Here is a 24974-nt window from a genome sequence, read left to right on the forward strand (position 1 = left end):
CGCTTTATGCTGCAACTGCTTCGCAAAATCGCATTTCCGTTTTCGTTGATCTATGCCCTGGTGGTTTTTACAAGAAACTTTTTGTACGATATAGGCTTTTTTAGATCCAAGGCGTACGAAACTCCCACTATTTGTATAGGGAACCTTAGTGTTGGGGGAACTGGAAAGACACCCATGATCGAGTATTTGATTCGTATATTGGAAGAAGGAAACATTGCTGTATTAAGTAGGGGCTATAAGAGAAAATCTAAAGGTTTTGTATTGGCAGGGCCTGAAAGTACTGTTGAAGATTTAGGCGATGAACCCTATCAACTTCATAGAAAGTTTCCCCAAATAACTGTTGCTGTTGATACGGATAGGCAAAATGGAATTGAGAAGCTCGAAACCAGCATAAAGCCAGAGGTAATTCTTTTGGACGATGCCTTTCAACATAGGCGTGTAAAGCCAAAATTTTCTATTTTGCTGACGGCCTATGGAAATCTGTTTATAAATGATTGGTACCTCCCTACTGGGGATTTAAGGGACAGTAAAAGAGAGGTGAAACGAGCCAATCTAATTGTAGTGACCAAATGTCCTATTGGATTAACCGACGAGGAAGAAGTTAGGATTTCATCCAAAATAAACCCTAAACCGTACCAAAAAGTACTTTTCTCCACCTTGGCTTATGCTGAAAAAATAAAAAACAATACCGAAGAAATTGAATTGATGGCTCTTGAAGGGAAACTGTTTGCTTTGGTAACGGGTATAGCATCCCCAAAACCTTTGGTTGATCATTTAAAAAAGCTGGGGCTACAATTTGAACATTTTGAGTATCCTGATCATCATTTCTTTTCAGATGATGAAATTCAGCGTTTTGAGAACTTTGAAATGATATTGACTACGGAAAAAGACTTTGTTCGATTGGATGGAAGGGTAGAAAACCTATACTATTTGGAAGTATCCCATAGTTTTGGGACTGAGGACAAAACTACTTTTAAACAAGCTGTTTTGGCTCAAGTTTAGACCAATCCTTCTTCTTTTTTCTGAAAGATATTTTCACCTATTTTTTGATAGAAAACTTCAGGCTTAAACGGTTTGGTCACTACATCATTACAACCAGCTTCATAGAAACTGTCCAAACTGTCATCCAAGGAAATTGCGGTCAAGGCAATAATTGGAATTTCTGGATCAAACTTACGTATTTGACGCGTTGCCTCCTCGCCGCTAATTCCCGGCATATGGATGTCCATTAATATGGCATTGTAAGCTTTTGTTTTAGCTAGATCAATAGCTTCGTTACCATTGTTGGCGATATCACAGGTAATTTCTTTTTTGGTGAGCATTTTTTTGGTGATGACCTGATTGATCTTATTGTCTTCGACCACCAAGAGGTGCAGGCCTTTAAAGTCAAACTCTTCCGGAACCAATTCAAATGAAACCTCCTCAAGAGCCCTGATATCACATTTTAAGTCCATTTCAAAAAAGAATGAACTTCCTTCGCCCAGTTCACTTTCCAGATTGATTTTACTATCAAATAATCCAAGCAAACTTTTCACAATGGTCAGTCCCAATCCAGTGCCGCCGTACTCACGGTTTATTTGGATTGAACCTTGTTCAAAACTGTCAAAAATATGCTGTTGTTGATCTTCGGATATTCCAATACCATTGTCCTTCACCTCAAAGTAAAGTTTTACCCGGTCTTCATCCTTTTTAAGCATTTTGGCAATTACCTCAACTTTTCCTTCCTTGGTGAATTTGAGGGCATTACCTACCAGGTTCATGAATATTTGCGAAATCTTAATCGGATCTCCCTGTAAATGCTGTGGAATGTTTGGATCATAATCAAGTACCAGACTTGTGCTATTTTCATTTGCATTCTGCTGTAATGAATCAACAACATCTTTAAGAACCTTGTGCAGCTTAAACTCAATATTCAGCGGTTCTAGTTTGTCAGCATCAATTTTATTGATTTGAAGAATGTCGTTGATGAAATTCAGTAGGTAATCACCGGAGAACTTTAAAGACTTTAAATGTTCTTTTTGATGCTCTTCGGGGTTTTCCTCCAACAATAAATGTGTGAGTCCGGTAACAGCGTATAACGGGGTTCGCAGTTCATGGGTGACCGTTGAAAGGAAGTTGGTTTTGGCTTCCATTGCCGACACTGCAGAATCCCTGGCCAACTCAAGCTCTTTGTTCTTGGTATACAGAAGATCGTTGGTTTTTAGTTTGATCTGGTTGTTTCTGAATAACGAAACAGCCAATAACGATATAATGGTCAAGAATGCTGAAGTTAAAATCAATGTGATTTCCGAACGGCTCTTCGACTCACTAAGCTCTTCATTTTTTGCGGTGAGCTTATTTATTTCGTTCATCTGGTGTTCAAAACGAATTTTATCGGCCGTTTTGGTCTCAAGTTTAGTCTTTTCAATATTAAAAATGGAATCTTTGATTTGAATCAAAGCCTTTTTATACTGAAGTGATTCCCCAAAATCACCATTCTTTTCATAAATTTCTGAAAGTCGCTCATTGGCAATCTTAATGTCCTTAAAATAGCCGTGTTTTTGTGCTAGCTCTAGAGCAGCTTTCGAATGTATGATTCCTTCTTCTAGATCATTTAGTTCAAGACTTATGCTGGCCAACTGCAGGTTTGCCTTTGTGGCAAGGTAGGCCCTTTCCTTATCATCTGAATTGACAATGAGGGCATGTAAATTTTTTATGGCATCATCATAACGTTCAATATTGGTGAAGATGTAGGCTTCGAGCAATAGAATGTTGTTGCCAAGATTTCTGTTGTTGCTCAACTTTCTGGATTCTTCCAAAAGTTTTAACGATTGAAAATTATTGCCTTCATCGAAACGCAGTGCCGCTTCAAGATAGTTATGGGAGGCTTGACCAAATGAATAGGAAAGGTCTTTTAAAAGAATACTTGCTCTATCTAAGTAAAAAATGGTGGTTTCGCGATCCCCTTCCTCTAAAAATATGCGGGCATATTGGTGATAGGTGTCCAGTAGAAGTTTAGCATCTTCATTGTTTTCGGCAATTTCGGCAGCCTTGTCCAAAGTTTCCAAGGCTTTATCCATCTTGTTTTGATGTCGGTATTCCGTAAACTTGTCAAAAATGGACTGGACATCCGCTGTAGAATTGACATCATTTTGACCAAAGGATAGCTGGGCACACATTAAAATGCACAGAACAACCCATTTTGCGCTGCAAATATGGTTATATATTGAGCTAGAGGTCAAACGTAGTTTTTCTTTATAAACAAAGCTATTAAATCAATAATTCTCGAGCAATATCCAGTTTCATTGTCGTACCACCCTATTATTTTCACCATTTTTCCAATAACGGATGTCATCAAAGAATCAAACGTACAAGAATAGCAACTATTGTTTATATCAATAGAAACTATAGGGTCTTCCGTATAAAAAAGTACGTTTTTTAACTGATTATTGGCGTAATGCTCAAAGGTATGGTTTATTTCAGCAATGGAAGTTTCCCGTTTTACATTGAACGTAATGTCGGTCAATGACCCATTGGGAACGGGAACGCGAATGCCGCAGCCCCCAATTACATTAGACAATTCGGGAAATATTTTGGTCAGGGCCTTTGCCGCTCCTGTTGTAGTTGGAATTATGGATTGACTGGCCGCCCGGGACCTTCGTAGATCGCGATGGGGCCTATCATGCAAGCTTTGGTCAGAAGTGTATGAATGTACCGTGGTAATGTAGGCTTGTTCTATTCCGCACAGCTCGTTGATTACCTTGATCATGGGCGCGGCATTATTGGTGGTACATGAGGCATTGGACACTATATGATCTTCTGGCCCAATGGCTTCTTCGTTCACGCCCATTACAACCATTTTAATATCATCTTCTTCTGCCGGTACAGAAAGAATCACCTTTTTGGCACCATTTTTTAAATGGAGCTGTAATTGTTCCTTCTTCTTAAACTTTCCCGAAGCTTCGACCACAAGATCTACATTATGTTCCGCCCAATTGATGTCTCTTGGGTGATCGTGATTTAGCACGGCAACTTCTTTACCATCTACAACAAGTCCTTTATGGTTATAATCTACCGTAGTTTGTAGCGCTCCGTGTATGCTATCGTATTTTAGAAGGTGAGCAAGGGTTCTGGCATCGGCCAAATCGTTGACAGCCGAAACTTTGATTTGGGGATGGTCTTGGAGTAACCTAAAAAGAGTTCTACCAATTCTTCCAAAGCCATTGATGCCAATAGTAAGTTGTTTCATGAAAAAATAGTAGGGATGGATTTATTGGATGTGTTTGTGCGCTTTGTACGACGAACGCACCAACGCACCACTTTCTACATGTCTGAAGCCCATTTTTAGACCAATTTCTTCGTACTTCTTAAATTGTTCCGGCAGAATGAACTCTTTTACAGGTAAATGTTTTTTTGAAGGCTGTAGGTATTGCCCAATGGTGACCACATCAACATCCACATTTCTAAGATCTTCCATGGTTTGGATCACTTCTTCTTCCATTTCACCCAAACCCAGCATGATGCCCGATTTGGTCCTGTTGGCCCCATTTTTCTTTAAATAGTCCAATACGCCTAAACTTCGTTCATATTTGGCCTGGATGCGCACTTCACGAGTAAGTCGCTTTACGGTTTCCATATTATGGGAGATAACCTCTGGAGCTACGGCAAGAATTCTATCCAAATGAGTTTCTATTCCCTGAAAATCGGGAATCAAGGTTTCTAAAGTGGTCTCGGGATTCATTCTTCTAATGGCCTTTACCGTCTCAGCCCAGATTATGGAACCCATGTCTTTCAAGTCATCCCTGTCAACAGAAGTGACAACCGCATGCTTAATGCTCATGATCTTTATGGATCTTGCCACTTTTTCAGGTTCGGCCCAGTCCACATTTTCTGGTCTACCGGTCTTAACACCACAAAATCCACAAGAACGGGTACATATATTGCCCAAAATCATAAATGTGGCTGTACCTTCCCCCCAGCATTCACCCATATTGGGGCAGCTACCAGAGGTGCATATGGTATGAAGATCGTACTTGTCGACCAATCCACGTAGTTGGGTGTATTTTTTCCCGGTGGGAAGCTTTACCCTGAGCCATTTTGGCTTTCCTTTTGGTGGTAGAACATTATCAACAGCGGCTGTGCCCATATCAAAAATTTGAAGTACAAAGATACGAAACTGGGAAGGAAACCCCGGTTCACTTTTTTGTGATGATTTCGGCCAAAAGCTTTTTGGCTCGAAGCAATTTCACCTTGATGTTATTGACAGGTTCATTAAGTTGTTTCGCTATTTCAGCATAGCTCAACTCATTGAAATAACGGAGATTGATGACTTTTTGATAGTGTGGCTTTAACTTTTTGATGTCCTGAAGCAAATTTGCCAGATTTTGCTCTGTTATAAGTTGATCCTCTACGGAAGGGGTTTCGTCCAATACTTTTTTTACTTCGTCCCCGTCGGTATCCATTTCATCTAAAAGACTTCTTTTTCTCTTGCGGATGAGGTCTACATGAAGGTTTTTGGAAATGGTGATAAGCCAGGTTTTGAACTCATAAGCCTCATCATAGGAGTTTATCTTGTCAAATGCTTTGGAAAATGTTCTTATCGTAATATCCTCCGCATCATTTTCATTTTTGGTACGTGCCATTTGAAAAGCATAGACATCATTCCAAAAGGTATCTAGAAGTATGCTAAAGGCAATTTGACTTCCATCTTTTGCCTTTTTAATATTTTCTTGGATAGATTGTTCGGCTTTGAGCAAAAAATCTGATTTTGTGGAATGTTCAGAAGGGATTATTGTGCCTCAAGAACTGAATCTTTCTTGCATTCTTGTTCATCGGGGAGTTTTCCGCAAAAACCACAGGCTTCCCCCTCTTGGTTAAGATAGGGATTTTGGCTTGCACATGTTCCGGCAAACTTCCCATCTTTTTTGGACCATATTTTAATGGCAATCCCTGCAAAAGCAAGCCCTAAAAGACCAATGGTCAACAATGCTAACTTCATATTCCAAATTTTACGCAAAGGTACAAAATACCTATATAAAGCGGTTTAATTTTGGCAATACTTTGACTGTGAATCAATAGGAAATATTGGCTACAATATTTTTGACCGTTGGAGAGGTGTTTCCACCTTTTGGTTCTATGGTGATATACCCAATTGCGTTTTCGGCATAAGGTAATGCCAAAAGTTTGTCTTTGTCATTAAACTCTTTAATCACACCTAAATTGACCAACTCCCCATTGACTTCTGCCCACATCTGGAAACATTTGTTTTCCGGAAGATTGGGAACATTGCTAACGTTGATGTAGGATAGTTTTTTAACTGGATTAACATATGCAATTGCCTTAAGCTCTTTGCCTTCACGTTTACCGTTAACCGCATATTTTCTTGTGGCAGGATTGTTTAAAACGATAAACTGGTTTCGGATGTCCTCCAGCTGATTTTGCATATTTTGTTGCAGATTATTCATCTGGTTGGTGACCATAGTGTTTTCTTCCTGCAAACTCTTGTTCTGTTCCCATTGGAAATATGAGAATCCTGCAAAAAGCATAATGGCCACACTGGCTGCCACGGCGTAGCGGTAAAATCTATTTTTTACAGCTTTTTCCTTTTTGGCAATATGTAGAATGATTTCTTTTAGGCCTTCTGGTGTTTTTCTGGCGTACATTTTGGCAAAAGCCTCCAGATTGTCCTGTAATTGGTCGTAGGTTTCCCTAACTTCAGGATACATGGCTATATAACGTTCTGCTTTAAGGGATTCTTCTTTGGTCGTATCTCCCAAAAGGTATTTTTCCAGTATATCGGAATCCAAAAATTGTTGTACTTTTTCTTTCATGACAATAAAATTATCAACAGGAGCTGTGTAATGCTCGTTCCATAAATTTTACCTAATTCCCTAAGTCCAATCTTAAGTCTAGACTTAACTGTTCCTAAAGGAATTTCCAATTCATCACTTGCTTCTTGCTGCGTCATTCCTTGAAAAAACAGGGCTTCCAGCACTATTTTATACTTGGGCTCTATCTTATCAAGATTCTCTTGGACATCCATAAATTCAGGCCGAATGTCATTTACTCCTAAGTTATATACGTCCGAAACGTCTATTTGGACTTCTTTATCGGATTTATTGCTGACGCTACGTAATTTGTCAATGGCTGTGTTTCTGGTAATTCGAAAGAGCCAAGTAAAGAGTTTTGCTTTGGAAGGGTCATAAGAATCTGCTTTTTTCCAAATCTTGATAAAACTTTCTTGTAAAATATCTTGAGCCAGTTCTTCATTCCGCACCACTTTATAAGCTACACCATAAAGGGTATCACCGTAATTTTCATACAAGAGCGATATGGCTTTGTCATCTTTCTCGGCAAGAAGTGAAACAATATGTCTTTCAATCAGTGTACTCATCCAAGGGTGGTTAAAGTAAAATTTTAGGGGGCTAAAATCTAAAATAATGTTTATCTCGTATATACTACAACGTTAAGTTGGAAAAAGGATTATTTGTTGGGATTGTAATCTTATATAATACCGGCAATTTTACTTCAAGTATATACAATTTTGGTTAGTTTGGTTTGGTATAACCCCTGTTATTGTTACAATGCGGGGGTTATTTTATTACATTCACCTCTGGATTGATTTGAATTTTGAATTGTTCATCCACTGTCTTTTGGATTAGTTCAGCCAATGCTAATAGTTCTTCACCGGTTGCAGTACCGTAATTTACCAACACCAACGCTTGTTTTGCATGTACACCCGCATCTCCAAACCGCTTTCCTTTAAAACCACACTGTTCAATGAGCCAACCCGCTGGAATTTTGAAGTGAGTTTCATCTATTTGATACGATGGTAATTCTGGATTTTCTTTTTTTAGTTTTTGGTATGTTTTTTTTGAAACAACTGGATTTTTAAAAAAACTACCGCTATTACCAATCTCTTCCGGATTTGGCAATTTACGCTGTCGGATTGCAATTACAGCCTTGGAAATATCCCGTATGGTAGGATATACGACCCCATTTTCTTTAAGCTCGCCCTCAATGGCACCATAACCGGTGCTCAGCACATGATTTTTTTTTGTGAGCTTTAGGGTAACAGAAGTAATGATGTAGTTTCCTTTCGCTTCGTTTTTAAAAATAGAGTCTCGATAACCAAATTTGCAGGCATCTTTGTCAAAAGAAATAAGCTCCCCAGTCGCAATTTCCATTGCAGCGCAACTCTCAAAGACATCTTTAAGCTCGACTCCATAAGCTCCAATGTTTTGAATAGGTGCGGTACCAACATTTCCTGGTATTAGTGAAAGGTTTTCTAAGCCGCCATATCCTTGTTCCAAGCTCCACTGAACCAACTCATGCCAATTTTCACCGGCCATCACCTTTAAAATGACTTCTTCGTCATTTTCTTCTATAATGGAAATACCTTTCAGGTTAATGTGCATTACAAGCGCATCAACATCTTTGGTGAGTAAAATATTGCTACCGCCACTTAGAATGAACTTCTCTGGATAGGCTTTTAGTTCCAATACTTTTTGAAGTTGTACCAAGCCGTTTATTTCAACAAAAGCTTTGGCCTTAACAGCTATACCGAAGGTGTTGTAATTTTTAAGTGATATGTTTTCTTGGATATTCACTAAGCGTTATACTTTGTTAAAGCTTCTCCCAAAATCTGTACCGCCTTTATAAGTAGTTCTTTTTCAAGCACATATGCAATTCTTATTTGATTCATTCCCAGACCTTTGGTGGCGTAAAATCCTGCCGCTGGGGCTACCATAACGGTTTTTCCATCCATTTCAAATTTTTCCAGTAGCCATTGCGCAAAATCGTCTGAATTGGAAACTGGAAGTTCTACAACACAATAGAACGCACCTTGGGGAACAGCAACGCGTACACCATCCAATTTTTGTAGTTCAGCAATAAGGATATTTCTTCTTTCCGCATACTCTTGGATGACATCATCGAAATAGGATTGTGGAGTTTCTAATGCTGCCTCACTGGCAATTTGTGCAAAAGTGGGTGGGGAAAGTCTAGCCTGGGCAAACTTTAGCGCTGTCTGTATTACGGTTTTGTTCTTGGAAACCAAACAACCTATGCGCGCACCACACATGCTATATCGTTTTGATACAGAATCGACAATTATCGCATGTTCCTCAAGACCCTTTTCTTGTAAAATTGAATAGTGGACCCTGCCTTCGTATGTAAACTCCCGGTAAACCTCGTCGGCCACCAAAAAAAGGTTATGTTTTTTTACCAATTCGGCCAATTGACGTATTTCTTCCTTACTGTAAAGATATCCTGTAGGGTTTCCAGGATTGCAGATTAATATGGCCTTGGTTTTTGGACCAATCAACTTCTCAAAATCGGAAATTGGAGGTAGTGCAAAATTATCTTCAATTCGCGATACTATGGGCACTACTTTTACGCCCAAAGCTGTTGCAAAACCATTGTAATTGGCATAAAAAGGCTCTGGAATGATAATTTCATCATCAGCATCCATGATGGTACCCATTACAAATGACAAAGCTTCAGAACCGCCAGTGGTGACAATAATATCATCGAAAGATACATTGATGTCATTTTTGGCGTAATATGCTGCTATTTTGGTTCGGTATTCTTCAGAACCTTCGGTCATGCTATAGGCAAGTACCTCGATATCATGATTTCTGACGGCATCAAGTGCCACTTTGGGTGTTTTTATATCAGGTTGTCCAATGTTCAAATGGATAACATGGGTACCCCGTTTCTTGGCTGCTTCCGCATAGGGTACCAATTTTCGGATGGGAGAAGCTGGCATTTGCTTCCCTTTTTTGGATATACCGGGCATGCATTAAATTTTAGCAAAAATGAGAAAACCAACACTCGAAAACAACACATTGCTGCATTATTTGAGTAGTAACAGAATGTTAAATTAGGGGCTGTTTCGGCCAATATTTTGTATCTTTAATAGGGATAACCTTTTAGAAGTAAGCAAATTGAAGAAAAGCCTACAATTTTTTGCGATTCTTTTTGTCATGCTTCCCATTTTGGTTTCAGCACAGGGATTTAAATTACCGAAGAACGAGAAGTACCAGAAAATTCGTTTTGAACTTATCAATAATCTGATAATTATTCCTGTAGAAATCAATGGGGCAGACCTCACTTTTGTTCTTGATTCAGGAGTGAGCAAACCCATACTGTTTAACCTTTCCGATAAAGATTCCATTCAAATCAATAATGTTTCCGAAGTTACAATTAAAGGATTGGGGGGTGGCGAACCCATGAAAGCGCTAAGTTCCGTTGGAAACAAATTCAAACTTGGAAAGGTTAGGAACTATAATCAAGACCTTTATGTGGTTTTGGATAAGGAAATCAATTTTTCAACTTCGCTTGGTATGCCCGTACATGGAATTTTGGGATATGATCTTTTTAGGGATTTTGTGGTTGAGATCAACTATGGTTCACAGCATATTAAGTTGCATAACCCCGACTTGTATAATTATGACACCCGTGGTAAATCACAAACCTTGCCCTTACATGTGGAGCGGAGAAAGGCTTATGTGGAAGGCACCGTGCTTATGAAGGATTCCGAAGATGTTCCGGTAAAATTGTTGGTGGACACTGGAAGTAGCGATGCTTTATGGCTCTTTCATCAGCCTGAACAAGGATTGGAAATCCCTGAAAAACATTATGAGGATTATTTGGGAAGAGGCCTTAGTGGGGATATTTTTGGAAAACGGACAAAGGTCAGCGGTATAAAAATTGGCGATTTTGAGTTGAAGAACGCAAAAGCGGCCTTTCCATACCGAGAGTCATACAGTTACCTTAAAAATTTGGGGGACCGAAATGGAAGCGTAGGGGGGGAGATTCTTAAGCGTTTCAATTTGATTTTTGATTATGCCAATGGGCATGTAACGCTCAAAAAGAACGGTAATTATAGGGCCCCGTTTCAATATAATCTTGCCGGGATAGCCTTACAACACAATGGGTTAAGGTACATTGCTGAAAGTATCGCGGATTTTAGGGGAGTGGTGACAAATGATGAAGATACCTTTGGTAATGTTCAAATCTTGCTGGAAAATAAGACTCGATTGAGTTTGGTGCCCGAGATTATTGTGTCAGGTATTCGAGCTGGAAGCCCAGCTGCTGAAGCTGGATTACAAGAAGGTGACGTAATATTGGCTGTGAATGGGAAAAAAATCCACAATTATAAACTTCAGGAAGTTTTAAAAATGCTAAATGAAAAAGAAGGAAAGCGTGTTCGGGTGCTTATTGAACGATACAATAAGGATTTGTTGTTTTCCTTTGTTTTGAAAAACGTATTTGAATAAAAAAAGCCTTTCCGATGTTTCGAAAAGGCCCTCTTCTATAGAAATATTTTCTACTATTTTGCTCCTTCAGCTTTAACGGTCCCTTTAATTTTTAGAACCTTTGTGGCCGTAGTCGCATTAGAAGTTACCGTAATGGCCTTTCTAATGGGGCCAACCCGGTTAGTATCGTATTTAACCTGAATTTGACCAGTTTTACCAGGTAAAATGGGGTCTTCAGGTTTTTTTGGAATTGTACATCCACAGCTAGACTTAACATTGCTGATTACCAAAGGTGCTGTGCCAGTATTGGTAAATTCAAATACACGGACACCATCGCTTCCTTTTGCAATTTCGCCATAATCAATGGTCTCACTTTTAAATTCAATTTTTGCTGTAGCTTCTTGGGCGTAGGTGCCTAAAGAAAGAAGCCCAACAAACAACATGAGTACAGATTTTTTCATCATTTCTAGTTTTGGGTGAACTTCAAATGTAAATGTTTTCACACCTGCATCCAAAATTCTTTTGTTATGTAATAACGTTACTTATTTTTGTTTCGTATTTCGGATTTGGCCTTTAGCCGAGGAATTACAATAAATTAATATTGCAAAACCCCATCCAGACACCAATCCGGGTCAAAAAAGACAAAAACTATACCGAAAAATGGAAATTCCATCAAAATATGAGCCCAATAGGGTAGAAGAGCACTGGTACAAGTACTGGACAAAGCATGATTTTTTTAGTTCAAAACCCGATGAAAGGGAGCCATACACCATTGTAATTCCACCGCCAAACGTTACAGGAGTGTTGCATATGGGCCATATGCTCAATAATACTTTACAAGATGTACTCATTAGAAGGGCCAGACTTTTAGGGAAAAATGCGTGCTGGGTTCCCGGTATGGATCATGCTTCCATAGCAACGGAGGCCAAAGTAGTCGCCAAATTAAAGGATGAGGGCATTGCCAAAGCCGATTTATCCCGGGAAGAGTTCCTAAAACACGCTTGGGACTGGACCGATGAATATGGCGGAGTTATTCTTCAACAACTTAAAAAGCTGGGCTGTTCCTGTGATTGGGAACGTACAAAGTTCACTATGGATGACGATATGTCAGCCTCTGTAATCAAAGTTTTTGTGGATTTGTACGAAAAAGGACTCATTTACCGTGGATATCGCATGGTAAATTGGGATCCCGAGGCAAAAACAACCCTTTCCGATGAAGAGGTAATTTATGAAGAGAAACAGGGTACATTGTATTATTTGGCCTATCAGATTGAAGGTTCAGAAGAAAAAGTCACCATTGCTACTACGCGTCCTGAGACCATTTTAGGCGATACAGCGGTCTGTATCAACCCAAATGATGAGCGATATCACCATTTACGCGGTAAAAAGGTCATTGTGCCTATTTGTAACCGGGTAATTCCCATTATCGAGGATGAATATGTGGACATTGAATTCGGTACAGGATGCTTAAAAGTGACACCAGCACATGATGAAAATGACAAAAACCTTGGAGAAAAGCACAATTTAGAGGTTATCGATATTTTCAATGAAGATGCCTCGCTAAACTCCTACGGATTGCATTACCAGGGTAAGGACAGGTTTGTTGTACGAAAAGAAATCTCCAAAGAGTTGGAAGAAAAGGGCTTTTTGGTCAAAACCGAACAACATACCAACAAAGTTGGTACTTCTGAACGTACCAAAGCGGTTATAGAACCTCGTTTGTCCGATCAGTGGTTTTTAAAGATGGAAAACTTGTCTAAACCAGCTCTTGAAGGGGTGTTAAAGACAAATGATGTTAAGTTGTATCCTAAAAAGTTCGAAAATACGTATCGCCATTGGATGGAAAACATCCGTGATTGGAACATTTCCCGTCAATTGTGGTGGGGGCAGCAGATTCCGGCTTACTATTTTGGAGATGGCCAAGAGGACTTTGTGGTTGCTGAAACCAAGGAAGAAGCCCTGAAAAAAGCACAATCCAAAAATCCAAGTATCCAAGAGTCCGATTTACGTCAAGATGCTGATGTTTTGGATACTTGGTTTTCTTCATGGTTGTGGCCAATTAGTGTCTTCGGGGGTATTTTGGAACCTGAGAATGAGGAAGTAAACTATTATTACCCTACCAGTGATTTGGTTACCGGACCGGATATATTATTTTTCTGGGTGGCACGGATGATCATTGCTGGTTACGAATATCGAGGGAAACGACCTTTTGAGAATGTGTATCTCACCGGGTTGGTTCGTGATAAGCAACGCAGAAAAATGTCCAAACAATTGGGAAATTCTCCTGATGCCCTCAAATTGATTGAGGATTTTGGCGCCGACGGGGTTCGCGTGGGACTTTTATTGAGCTCAGCCGCCGGTAATGACCTTATGTTCGACGAAGCCCTTTGTCAGCAAGGTAAGAACTTTGCCAATAAGATTTGGAATGCATTCAGATTGGTGAAAGGTTGGGAAGTAGCTGATTTACCACAACCAGAATCGGCTAAAATCGGTATTGAGTGGTATACGGCCAAATTCAATCAAACCTTGGCTGAAATCGAAGATCATTTCTCCAAATATCGAATCTCCGATGCCCTTATGGCCATTTACAAATTGGTTTGGGACGATTTCTGTTCTTGGTTGTTGGAAATTGTCAAACCCGCTTACCAAAAACCTATTGACAAGACCACACTTAATGCGGTTATTCATTTGTTTGAGCAAAATCTAAAGATTTTACATCCGTTTATGCCATTTTTATCAGAGGAAGTTTGGCAACATATAGCGGAACGAACTCCGGACCAAGCATTAATTGTATCGGAATGGCCAAAACAAGAAGAAATTAATACTTCCATTATTAGGGATTTCGACTTTGCTGCTGAGGTGATTTCAGGAATTAGAACCATTAGAAAGGAGAAAAACATTCCGCAAAAAGATGCTTTGGAACTGTCGGTATTAAAGAGTGAGAAAGGGAATGGTCAAATGGATGTGATTATCTCTAAACTGACCAATCTTTCAAAAATTCAAACTGTTGATGCCACATTGGATGGAGCATTAAGTTTTAGGGTAAAGAGTAATGAATATTTTATTCCGATAAGTGGTGCCATCGATATAGAGGCCGAAATCAAAAAAATCACGGAAGAATTAAACTATACCAGAGGGTTTTTACAATCGGTTCAAAAGAAATTGAGCAATGAACGATTTGTAAACAATGCTCCCGAAAAAGTTGTCGCCGTAGAAAAAAAGAAAGCTGCTGATGCCGAAGCCAAAATTGAGACTTTGGAAAAAAGTTTGGCGAGTTTGGGTTGATTTTTAGTCAGTAGTCAGTAGTCAGTAGTCAGTAGTCAGTAGTCAGTAGTCAGTAGTCAGTAGTCTGATTTCTGACGTCTTAAAGGGTTATGATTTTATCTCCTTCGCCCACCTGAGTATTGCATGGCTTCGCCTTTTCCAAAACCATAACTGAATCCAAAGGCCACAAAACGACCTCTTTGACGGCGATTGTACACCTCAAAATCAGCTTGGGCAATCTCACTCTCGCTGATTCGGGAGGCAAAAACATCTCGTACGCTTAAGTTTAGGATAGCTTTTCCTTTCATAAGTTTTTTGCGTAAACCCAAATTCATGAAGGCGTAGTCGTTTACCTTGCCTTGTACCGTTTGGTAGTTCGACCTGTAGTTTCCGGTAGCTTCAAGATCAATATCGGCTGGAAATTTCACTTTGGTCATAAGCTTTGATGACCATCTGTCTGCATTGAAATCAAATATTACATCCTCAAAAATACCTTCGCGATTAAATTGATTGTAATTGAAGTCCGCATTAAAGGTGAGCCATCGTGCTGGACTATATTTTGTATTGAACTCAATTCCTGTGATTTTGTTGGTGCCAATGTTTTCAGGTCTGGTTGTATTCACATTGTTTTCAAAGGTGGAGACTCGTTCAATAACATCCGTGGTATACCGATGATAAACACCCAAATTAAGGGCCGTCTTCCCAATAAAGAAAATACTGGTTAACTCATAAGAATCTGTAAACTGAGGAAGCAAATCAGGATTCCCTTGTCTAATGCTAAAGTTGTTTCGGATATTGAAAAATGGGTTCAAATCCCAAAGCCGTGGCCTATAAATACGTTTGGAATACCCAGCTTGCAATGAAACCCTTTCTGAGAATTTATACGAGGTATGCAAACTTGGAAAAAGATTGTTGTAATCCTGTGAATTGTCTTCCCCAGTGTTGGTCAAAAAAGTGTTCAAGTTGGTTTGCTCTAACCGTACCCCACCTTTTATTCCCCATTGCTTGCCCTCATAAGCCCCAGTGGTGTACATACCCAATACTTTTTGATCATATTCAAAAATATTTGTCAAACCAGGATCTATCACAAATGCACCATTGACCAAATTCTGAACCTCATAATCATTGCTTACATCATTCATTACGTATTGTGCCCCTGCTTCCCAGGTTAATTCTTCGGCAATGGGTTTGGTGTAATCCAATTTAAAGGTGAACACAGCTTCCTTAAAATCTGTTCTAGTAAGTTGGCTATTATCATTATTTGTTCCTGAAATGGTTACATCGGTGAACTCTGAAGACTGATCCTTACCAAAGAAGTTTCCAAGGGCACTGAACAAAAGGGTATGGTCTTCATTTCCCTTGAAATCCTTTTTGTACTGTAATTCATATTGGAACTTGGGGTTTGTAGCTTCGGTAATCTCGGTACGCTCCCATTGAGAGGTTGCAATGTCACCACCAAACAAGGATGCAAAATTGGTTGTCGAAGGTTGATCTTCGATTTCCAGGGCAAAGTTTCCGGATAGTGTCAAAACACTTGTTGGGTCAAAGTAGTAATCCGTACCCAAAACAAAATTATAATAAGCTTCGTTACGGAATTCTTCTCCAATAGATGCTATTGTGGTATTTGTGGTCAAGTCTGTGTTTCTGCTTTCCAAATCATTGGGCAACTCGCGATATCCAGCACCCAATTGGGTAAAAAGATTGAATTTTTCTGTTCTTCGATTTAAACTGATGCCTACACTGTGACTATCAGGCGCACCTGTATTTACCGAAACGGAGCCATTTAACCCTCGGCGTTCTTCTTTTTTGATCACAATGTTGATGATTCCCGAAGTACCTTCGGCATCGTACTTGGCGGAAGGATTGGTGATTACTTCTACGCGATCGATCATGTCCGCCGTTATGGTTCCCAACGCATTACTTTCATCACTAGCAATAATAGACGGTTTTCCGTTGATGAGTACTTGAACACCTTGACTTCCCCTTAAACTTATTTGACCTTCAATATTTACATTTACCGAAGGAACGTTATTAAGTACTTCTAAGGCACTGGCTCCTGCACTGCTTAAATCCTTCCCAACATTGAACACCCTTTTGTCCAGTTTAAACACGGTTTTTGAAACTTCACCTTCAACAACTACTTCTTCCAGTTTTTGTGTGTCCTCCGAGATTTTGATAACCCCTAGATCGATTTTGGGAGCATTTGAATCTGGCTGTCGGATTATTTTCTTTTCAAAACCAATAAAACTGATTTCAATATAATAGTTTGTTGCATCTGTCTTCAGGGTAAAAGAACCATCTTCTAAAGTGGTTGTGCCAACAATTGCTTTTTTGGTGCCGTTATCCGCGATCATAACTGTGGCGTACGCAACGGCCTGCCCAGTAGATGTGTCCACTACTTTTCCTTTGAATTCAACAGTTTTCACCTGTGCTTCCATGGTCAAAAATGAGCATAGCAGCATTGTCACAAATAAGAAACTATGTTTTGGCACTTTTAAAAATGTCATGCGTTTTTTGATTTCTTACCCAAAGATGGGATGGGTCAGCGAAAAATCAGGGGTAAATTCTGTGAACAACGTCCCTTTTGCCCCAATCGACATAGATTAAGAAAAATTAACATTTCAAATGTTGTTCGAGGTACTAAAAATGTTGTTTACAGTATTGCATTTCTTTTGTTACCTTTTGACAAATAGCTTTGTAGTTATATAAAACTAAAAAATTGATTAGCCGAAAAGAACTTGTTTTTCAAATCATATTGCACCTTCTGGTGCTTTTGTTCTATTCATATGACCGGAGGCACCCCGATATTGACCTTCCCGAGATGGTATTCTTTTTAAGTTATGCGGTTGCTTCAGGATTGATCGCTTACTATCTCATGCCCAATTTCCTGTATAAAAAGAAACCCTTGAAATTTTTTGGCAGTGTTTTGATGATAATAATTGGATTGATTCTGTTGGAAGAACTTGTGCTTGAGCAAATTTTTTACTCAGGAACAAGACGGGCCAAGGTTTTTCCAGGGGTTTATTACGCATTGTTTGATATTGTACCTGTTATTGCAATTTTATCTGGGTTTAAATTCGGATGGGATGCGCTACAAAAGCAAAAACAGATCGACCAACTAAAAAATACAGTTCAAGAAAGCGAACTTCAGTTTTTAAGATCACAGATCAATCCACACTTTTTGTTCAATAATTTGAACAATCTATATTCCTATGCTTTGGAGAATTCACCAAAAACACCAGAGATTATCTTAGAAATGAGTGGAGTGCTTCGTTACATGTTATATGAGTGCAAGGAGAAATTTGTGCCTTTGAAAAAGGAAGTGGAACAATTGGACAATTTTATAAAATTGTACAAATTACAGATAGAGGAAAGAGGTAATGTCAAATTTAGCGCAACCCAAATTACATCTGGATATAAAATAGCTCCCCTTATTTTAATTGTATTTATTGAAAATGCCTTTAAGCATAGTCAATCTGGGCAATCTTCAGATATTGAAATTGCTATTGAAGTAACACAAAAAGGAAGTCAATTGCAGTTTAATTGCGCCAATAATTTTGAGCTTGTCAATGGATTAGGTTCGGTGGCCAAGGGTATTGGATTGGAAAATGTGAAAAAACGCTTGAAATTGCTATATCCCAACAAGCACAAACTTTTGATTACAGAAGAAAACAACAAATTTTCGGTGTCTTTGACTATGGAATTGGAAAAATCGTAAGGGTATGAAATGTATCATCATTGAAGATCAGCCACCGGCACAACGCATTTTACAAAAGTTCATTGAAGATGTTAACACTTTAGAACTGAAAGGTACTTTTTCCGACGCCCTACTTGCTATGGAATTCTTAAAATCCGAACGAGTTGATTTGTTGTTTTTGGACATCCATTTACCTAAAATTTCAGGTCTCGATTTTTTAAAATCATTGCCAAATCCACCACATGTAATTTTGACAACAGCTTTTTCAGAATATGCTCTGGAAAGCTATGAACTCAACGTGGTAGACTACTTGTTAAAGCCGTTTTCGTTTCAAAGATTTTTAAAGGCAATTGCTAAGGTGCCCTTAAACCAAAAAATGGAAGCTGTCATGGATTCTGGTCAATTGCAAGAAGAACAAAGAGGGTACGTTTATATAAAATCGGGCCATGAACTTATTAAAGTGGACCTGGATGCCATTGAACATATTGATTCTGATTCTGATTATACAGAGGTTGTTACTGCTAAGAAAAAATATCTTTCCAATGAACCGTTGCGCTATTGGCTGGAATCACTGCCCAACCAAAAGTTCAAAAGGATTCATAAATCACATATCATTAATGTGGATAAAATTGAAAAACTGATTGGCAATCAGGTGAACCTTTTCGGAGGAGATAAAATCCCAATAGGAAGGGCATATAAGGAGGCTTTTTTAAAAGAAATCCTTAAATAAAGATGTTTACGACTGAAGACAATCGTATTTTAGTGATATGTCAAATTCCATAAAACGCAACATTTCTGTAACTGGAAATATTGATTTTTCAGATTTAAAAGTTACCCAACCTTCCGATTATGCAGCTGGCATATCTGGGATAAAGGCCGCTTTGGACCATGTGAGCAAGGAGTCAGGTTTGTTCCGTTCCCTGAAAACTCTTTCTAGAATGAATCAAAAAGAAGGATTTGATTGTCCCGGTTGTGCATGGCCCGATCCGGATACACCTTCCAAGCTGGGTGAATATTGTGAAAATGGGGCTAAAGCCATTGCAGAGGAATCTACTTTTGAACGTGTAGACAAAGCTTTTTTTGAGAAGTATTCAGTTGAAGAGATTTCCACCTGGACCGATTATCAAATTGGAAAAAGCGGAAGAATTACCGAGCCTTTTTTGCTTAGACCAGATGCTGTCCACTATGAGCCTATTTCATGGGGCAAGGCATTTAATATTATTGGGCAACATCTAAAATCTTTGGATAACCCAAACGAAGCTATATTTTATACTTCGGGAAGATCAAGCAATGAAGCAGCTTTTTTATATGGACTATTTGTCCGTGCTTTCGGAACCAATAATATGCCGGATTGTTCCAATATGTGCCATGAATCCAGCGGAGTAGCCCTTTCAGAAACCTTGGGCATTGGCAAAGGCTCTGTGGTTTTAGAAGACATGTATGAAGCAGAGGTAATCATGGTCATCGGCCAAAACCCAGGTACAAACCACCCTAGAATGTTGACCGCCTTGCAAAAATGCAAGGAAAATGGTGGAAAGATCATTACTGTTAATCCACTTTCCGAAAGCGGAATGAATCGATTTAAAAATCCACAGCAATTAGAAGGTATCCTCGGTAAGGGCATTCAATTGACCGACATCTTCCTTCAAGTAAAAATCAACCAAGACGTTCCATTGCTTAAGCTCATCATGAAACGATTGGCCAAAAGGGAAAAAAATGGCGAATCTGTTTTTGACCACGACTTTATTAGAGATAAAACCAATGGTTTTCAAGAGCTTTTGGATGATTTGGAACAATATAATGAAGACCAATTGCTGGAATTGTGCGGAGTGGATTCGGCACAAGTGGATTTAGCGGTTGATTTACTGGCCAAAAAATCAAAAATCATAATCTGCTGGGCCATGGGCCTTACGCAGCATAAAAATGGGGTGGAGAATATCAAGGAATGCGTGAATTTGTTGCTGGCCAAAGGAAGTATAGGAAAAAAGGGCGCCGGAACCTGCCCTGTTCGAGGTCATAGCAACGTTCAAGGAGATAGAAGTGTTGGGATTATGCATCACGTTTCTGAACCATTGAACAAAGCACTTAAAGACGCCTTTGATTTTGACCCTCCAAATAAAGAGGGATTGGACACCGTTAACGCGATTCAGGCTATGCATCAAGGCAAGGCTAAAGTATTTATTGCACTTGGAGGAAATTTTGTTTCTGCTGCATCCGATACTGTGTATACGGCCGAAGCTCTAGAAAACTGTGATTTAACGGTTTCCGTGAGTACCAAATTAAACCGAACACATCTTACCGTAGGTAAAACAGCTTTGATATTGCCAACTTTAGGAAGGACTGAGCAAGATAAAGAACGCTTTGTGACCGTCGAGAACAGTATGGGCAAGGTACATCAGAGCAAGGGTAGACTAAAACCGGCAAGTGATCAATTAAAAAGCGAACCGGAGATTGTCGCTGAAATAGCCAATGCGTACTTTGGTTCTTCATCCAAGATTGATTGGATAGCAATGGGAAATGATTATGAATTGGTTAGAAAAAAGATTTCTGAAGTTTTAAAAGGATATGAAAATTATTCAGGTCGTTCTAAAGGCTCAGGATTTTATTTGCCAAACAATGCAAGAGAAGCGGATTTTTCAAAGCTACCTGGCGGAAAAGCCCAGTTCTCCATATGCAAACTTCCTGAACACCAGCTTTCTGAAGAAGAATTTTTGTTGATGACGGTTCGTAGCCATGACCAATTCAATACAACAATTTATGGCATGCATGATAGATATCGGGGAATTTATGGGGAGCGACGGGTTGTTTTTATGAATCCAGGTGACATGGACGCAAAAGGATTGCAGCCACTTCAAATAGTGGATTTGATTAGCAATTATTCTGGAAAAATACGGAGGGCGGAAAACTTTAAGATAATACCGTACAACATCCCATCAAAAAACCTATGCGCATATTTTCCGGAAACCAATGTACTGGTGCCCATCGACCTTTATGCAGATAAAAGTAATACTCCGGCCAGTAAATCGGTAGTTGTTAGCATTGAGGCAAAATAAAATTGAAATTCAACACCTTTGCTAAGGTTAGAATATCAATTGCACCAATGCTCTCTATATGACCTTAAAAAAAGAGTTCAGTATTTTTCTTAAAGGAATACTTGTGGAACATAAAAATGGCGCGGTGTCTTTTTTTTTTATATTTTCGAAAACAGAATGTGTTAACGTTAACATTAAGTAATGGATACCAGCATGAAAAACATCAATCGACGTAATTTTATCAAAAAAACTTCATTGTCTGCTGCAGCGGTTTCAGTAATCCCCAGTTATTTGCAAGCGGGAATAGAAAGACCTTCTCAATCCGCCTATATGGGAGATTTTGCTGCACCAAAATTGAAAAATGTTAGGGCTGCGTTCATTGGGGTAGGTGCACGTGGAGGAGGTCATGTTAGATTCTTCGCTTCACTTCCCAATACAGAAGTGGTTGCCATATGCGATTTGTACGAAGATTTGGTAAAACAGAAGGTTGGTTGGGTAAAAGAGGTGTCCAAACCCAATAGACATAAAAATATAGCCCAATATTGGGGTGATGAGGATAAATGGAAACAAATGCTACAAGAGGTGAAACCGGATGTAGTGTTTATTGCTACCAATTGGGTGAACCATGCCCCAATGGCCATTGAATCAATGAATCAGGGCGCCCACGCATTTGTGGAGGTTCCAATTGCAGTTACTGTTCAAGAAATGTGGGATATTGTGGATGCCAGTGAGCGTACCCAAAAACACTGCATGATGCTGGAAAATGTCAATTACAGTCGTGATGAATTGATGTTCTTGAACATGTGCAGACAAAGAGTTATTGGAGAAGTTTTACATGGCGAAGCCGCATATATTCACGAGTTGAGAGGGCAAATGAATGAACAACAGAGAGGAACAGGTTCATGGCGTACCTATCACTACGCTCACCGAAACGGAAATTTATACCCAACACATGGTTTGGGGCCTGTTGCCCAATATATGAACTTAGGTAGAGGAGAAGACAATTTTGGAAGTATAGTTTCATTTTCGACCCCAGCTTTGGGAAGAGCGGACTATGCCAAAAAGAATTACCCAAGCGATCACAAGTGGAACAAGCTTGATTACAAAGGGGGGGATTTAAATACCAGTATCATCAAAACTTCATTGGGAAGGACAATTATGGTGCAATGGGATGAGACAAGCCCTCGGCCTTATACCAGATTAAATTTAATTCAAGGAACAAAAGGAACCTTGGCAGGTTTCCCAACACGCGTAGCCTTAGAAGGTGGAGTCGAAGGATTGACCAAAGATCACCATTCATGGGTACAAGGTGAACAGCTTGAAGCACTTTATGAAAAATATGACCACCCATTGTACAAAAGATTGAACCAAGCCGCCAAAGGCAGCGGACATGGCGGTATGGACGGAATTATGATGTATCGCGTTGTAGAATGTCTGCAAAAAGGACTTCCTTTGGACCAAAATGTATATGAAGGATGTTTTTGGAGTGCAGTTGCCCCATTGAGTGAACGTTCCGTTGCTAGCGGGGGCGCACCACAACCATTCCCAGACTTTACCCGTGGTAATTGGAAAGAAACAGTTCCGCTTGGTATTGTAGAATAAAAAGTGGCATAGTTTAGAAAATTAAACTAAATTAACCTCCAATCTCGCCCAATACTATTTAAAAATATGTGAGATATGGAGACCTACGCTACAGCTTTGTTATATGCCATACCATTCTTTGTGGGACTGGTTCTTTTGGAAGTGCTCTACGGGTATTTTGTCAAAAACCAGAAACACAATGTCATGGACACTGTGAGCAGTCTTAGCTCTGGTCTCACAAACATTATTAAGGATTCATTGGGATTGGCCGTTGTTTTGGTTACCTACCCCTATTTGGTTCAACATCTCGCTCTAATGCAAATAGAGGCAACTTGGGCTGTATGGTTAATAGCATTTATTGCCATTGATTTTGCTGGATACTGGAACCATAGACTAAGCCATCATATCAATATTTTTTGGAACCAACATGTGATCCACCATAGCAGTGAAGAATTTAATCTGGCCTGTGCATTGCGTCAGTCTATCTCAAATGTGGTAGGCTATTTTCCGTTAATGTTGCTTCCGGCGGCTTTCCTGGGAGTTCCTGGAGAAGTAATTGCCATTTTGGCCCCCGCACATTTGTTTGCCCAATTCTGGTACCACACTCAGCATATTGGAAAGATGGGCTGGTTGGAATACATTATTGTTACACCTTCCCAACATCGGGTGCACCATGCAATAAATCCAGAATATATTGACAAAAATTTAGGACAAATACTGTGTGTTTGGGACCGATGGTTCGGAACATTTCAGGAAGAAATGGATACTGTACCGCCCCAATATGGGGTCCTAAAACCTGCTGCTACTTGGAATCCCATAATAATCAATTTTCAACATTTTTGGCGATTGTGTCAAGATGCATGGCGAACCAAAAGTATATGGGACAAGTTTCGGATTTGGTTTATGCCAACTGGATGGCGACCGGCAGACGTGGCGCAAAAATATCCAATTTCCAAAATTGAAGACGTTTATAACTTTTCAAAATATAAACCACAGGCTTCGTTAAGATTAAAAGGATATGCCATTTTTCAACTTTTGTTTAATACTGCATTGTTGCTTTTCATGTTTTACAATTATTCGGAAATAGGTTTTAACAAGCTGTTGTTGTTTGGCGGGTTTGTTTTTTTGGGAATCTATGGCTATTCCAGTTTAATGGATAGAAAACATCATGCCGTTTGGATAGAAACAATTCGTGGTATCGCTGGATTAACATTGATTTTTTTAACCGAAGATTGGTTTGGCTTGAATCTCTATCTGCCGATGGGCGGTTATTTGATGGGGCTTTATTTTGTAATTTCCATGCTTGCAGGAGTATATTTCACTTATTTTGATGAAACCTATGAGAAAGGTTAGAGCGTTTTTTGAGACTTAAGGATTAAAATAATCCTTAATCCAAAGAACGAGCAACGCTGTGATTCACACTAACCAATCATATATTAAGCAGTGCTTTCCCATACTCGAGGAAAGACTTTATCAAGAAATCTTGGAATCGTGCAGTTACCATGAGTTCCCAAGCAGTACTTATGTGGTAAAACAAGGTGCATATCTGAACTTTTTACCGGTAGTATTAAAAGGCCAAATTAAAATGTATGCCGAAGAAGAAGATGTACAGTTTCTGCTGTACTATATCAATTCTGGAGAATCCTGCATTTTGAGCTTCAACCACCTGTTTGATCCCAAACCAGTTCAATTTTCCGCCATAACCGAAGAGGACACTGTAGTAATGACACTTCCGGTGAGTAAAGTGAAAGAATGGTTTGTAAAGTATCCAACGTTTGCCAGAATCATCATAAACGATTTTCAACGAAATTTTGAGGATCTGTTGCAGACCACTAAAGAGATTGTTTGCTTCAACATAGAAGATCGTTTGGTTAAATATTTAGAAAACAAAGCAAAAAGAGATAATAGCAACTTCATAAACCTTTCGCATAAGAAGATAGCCCTAGATTTGGGAACCTCCCGCGAAGTAATCTCAAGAATCACCAAAAAGCTTGAAAAGACTGGGGTTTTGGCACAGCATAAAAGATATATCGAACTACTGAACACCCAGAATATCACGAAAGTATAACGGCTTTTAATATAGTTTTAACAGAAAACGGTGATTTTGATCACCGTTTTTCAGTTGTAGTCGAAAGTAGTTTTGGACCATAATTAATCTAA

Annotated in this window: 20 protein-coding genes; 9 read left to right on the forward strand and 11 right to left on the reverse strand. The window is 39.3% G+C overall.

From position 1 onward, the window contains the following. Positions 1-6 precede the first annotated feature (6 nt). A complete protein-coding gene (lpxK, locus tag ACULLG_RS08060; RefSeq protein WP_452126254.1) occupies positions 7-1002 on the forward strand; it encodes a tetraacyldisaccharide 4'-kinase in 996 nt (331 codons plus the stop codon). Here lpxK and ACULLG_RS08065 read toward each other — a convergent pair. From ACULLG_RS08065 to ACULLG_RS08105, 9 genes are all read right to left on the reverse strand, one after another. Continuing rightward, complete coding sequence (locus ACULLG_RS08065; RefSeq protein ID WP_452126255.1) at positions 999-3059, reverse strand: response regulator; 2061 nt, start codon at positions 3057-3059, stop codon at positions 999-1001. The two genes, lpxK and ACULLG_RS08065, sit on opposite strands and share 4 nt — an antisense overlap. A 158-nt stretch (positions 3060-3217) precedes the next feature. Continuing rightward, complete coding sequence (gene gap, locus ACULLG_RS08070) at positions 3218-4228, reverse strand: type I glyceraldehyde-3-phosphate dehydrogenase (protein WP_452126256.1); 1011 nt, start codon at positions 4226-4228, stop codon at positions 3218-3220. Between the two features lie 21 nt (positions 4229-4249). Next, on the reverse strand, positions 4250-5125 hold the full coding sequence (gene lipA, locus ACULLG_RS08075; protein WP_452126257.1) for a lipoyl synthase: 876 nt from the start codon (positions 5123-5125) through the stop codon (positions 4250-4252). Between the two features lie 49 nt (positions 5126-5174). Then, positions 5175-5735: an RNA polymerase sigma factor gene (locus ACULLG_RS08080; protein WP_452126258.1), complete on the reverse strand. Its 561-nt coding sequence runs from the start codon at positions 5733-5735 to the stop codon at positions 5175-5177. A gap of 32 nt (positions 5736-5767) precedes the next feature. Then, positions 5768-5977 (reverse strand): membrane or secreted protein, encoded by a 210-nt coding sequence (locus tag ACULLG_RS08085; protein ID WP_298794726.1) that lies wholly within the window; start codon positions 5975-5977, stop codon positions 5768-5770. A 73-nt stretch (positions 5978-6050) separates the two neighbouring features. Beyond that, entirely contained in the window at positions 6051-6809 is a 759-nt protein-coding gene (locus ACULLG_RS08090; protein WP_452126259.1) for an anti-sigma factor domain-containing protein, read from the reverse strand. Next, on the reverse strand, positions 6806-7372 hold the full coding sequence (locus ACULLG_RS08095; protein ID WP_452126260.1) for an RNA polymerase sigma factor: 567 nt from the start codon (positions 7370-7372) through the stop codon (positions 6806-6808). The genes ACULLG_RS08090 and ACULLG_RS08095 overlap by 4 nt, the downstream gene beginning before the upstream one ends. A gap of 199 nt (positions 7373-7571) precedes the next feature. After that, positions 7572-8588 carry a UDP-N-acetylmuramate dehydrogenase gene (gene murB, locus ACULLG_RS08100; protein ID WP_452126261.1) on the reverse strand — a complete coding sequence of 339 codons (1017 nt, stop codon included), beginning with the start codon at positions 8586-8588 and terminating at the stop codon, positions 7572-7574. Beyond that, on the reverse strand, positions 8588-9778 hold the full coding sequence (locus tag ACULLG_RS08105) for a pyridoxal phosphate-dependent aminotransferase (protein WP_452126262.1): 1191 nt from the start codon (positions 9776-9778) through the stop codon (positions 8588-8590). The genes murB and ACULLG_RS08105 overlap by 1 nt, the downstream gene beginning before the upstream one ends. A gap of 187 nt (positions 9779-9965) precedes the next feature. Between ACULLG_RS08105 and ACULLG_RS08110 the strand changes: the two genes are divergently transcribed. Continuing rightward, positions 9966-11261, forward strand: coding sequence for an aspartyl protease family protein (locus ACULLG_RS08110; protein ID WP_452126263.1), 1296 nt, complete (start codon positions 9966-9968; stop codon positions 11259-11261). Positions 11262-11314: 53 nt separating this feature from the next. On the opposite strand, the gene ACULLG_RS08115 is transcribed toward ACULLG_RS08110, so the two are convergent. Continuing rightward, entirely contained in the window at positions 11315-11704 is a 390-nt protein-coding gene (locus ACULLG_RS08115; protein ID WP_452126264.1) for a DUF1573 domain-containing protein, read from the reverse strand. Positions 11705-11900: 196 nt separating this feature from the next. On the opposite strand from ACULLG_RS08115, the gene ACULLG_RS08120 reads away from it, so the two are divergent. Beyond that, positions 11901-14525 (forward strand): valine--tRNA ligase, encoded by a 2625-nt coding sequence (locus tag ACULLG_RS08120; RefSeq protein ID WP_452126265.1) that lies wholly within the window; start codon positions 11901-11903, stop codon positions 14523-14525. A gap of 95 nt (positions 14526-14620) precedes the next feature. Here the strand turns inward: ACULLG_RS08120 and ACULLG_RS08125 are convergent, their stop codons facing one another. Beyond that, on the reverse strand, positions 14621-17011 hold the full coding sequence (locus ACULLG_RS08125) for a TonB-dependent receptor domain-containing protein (RefSeq protein WP_452126266.1): 2391 nt from the start codon (positions 17009-17011) through the stop codon (positions 14621-14623). A gap of 212 nt (positions 17012-17223) precedes the next feature. On the opposite strand from ACULLG_RS08125, the gene ACULLG_RS08130 reads away from it, so the two are divergent. The 6 genes from ACULLG_RS08130 to ACULLG_RS08155 all read left to right on the forward strand — a co-directional run bounded on the left by ACULLG_RS08130 (position 17224) and on the right by ACULLG_RS08155 (position 24882). Further along, positions 17224-18222: a sensor histidine kinase gene (locus ACULLG_RS08130; protein WP_452126267.1), complete on the forward strand. Its 999-nt coding sequence runs from the start codon at positions 17224-17226 to the stop codon at positions 18220-18222. A 4-nt stretch (positions 18223-18226) separates the two neighbouring features. Further along, positions 18227-18931, forward strand: coding sequence for a LytR/AlgR family response regulator transcription factor (locus ACULLG_RS08135; protein WP_452126268.1), 705 nt, complete (start codon positions 18227-18229; stop codon positions 18929-18931). Between the two features lie 37 nt (positions 18932-18968). Next, a complete protein-coding gene (locus ACULLG_RS08140) occupies positions 18969-21254 on the forward strand; it encodes an FdhF/YdeP family oxidoreductase (protein ID WP_452126269.1) in 2286 nt (761 codons plus the stop codon). A 192-nt stretch (positions 21255-21446) separates the two neighbouring features. Continuing rightward, complete coding sequence (locus tag ACULLG_RS08145) at positions 21447-22835, forward strand: Gfo/Idh/MocA family protein (RefSeq protein ID WP_452126270.1); 1389 nt, start codon at positions 21447-21449, stop codon at positions 22833-22835. A 75-nt stretch (positions 22836-22910) separates the two neighbouring features. After that, entirely contained in the window at positions 22911-24167 is a 1257-nt protein-coding gene (locus ACULLG_RS08150) for a sterol desaturase family protein (protein WP_452126271.1), read from the forward strand. A gap of 58 nt (positions 24168-24225) precedes the next feature. Beyond that, the gene (locus ACULLG_RS08155; protein ID WP_452126272.1) at positions 24226-24882 is read left to right on the forward strand and encodes a Crp/Fnr family transcriptional regulator; all 657 of its coding nucleotides are present in this window, start codon (positions 24226-24228) and stop codon (positions 24880-24882) included. Positions 24883-24974 lie beyond the last annotated feature (92 nt).

It is taken from the genome of Flagellimonas sp. 2504JD1-5, from assembly GCF_053618295.1.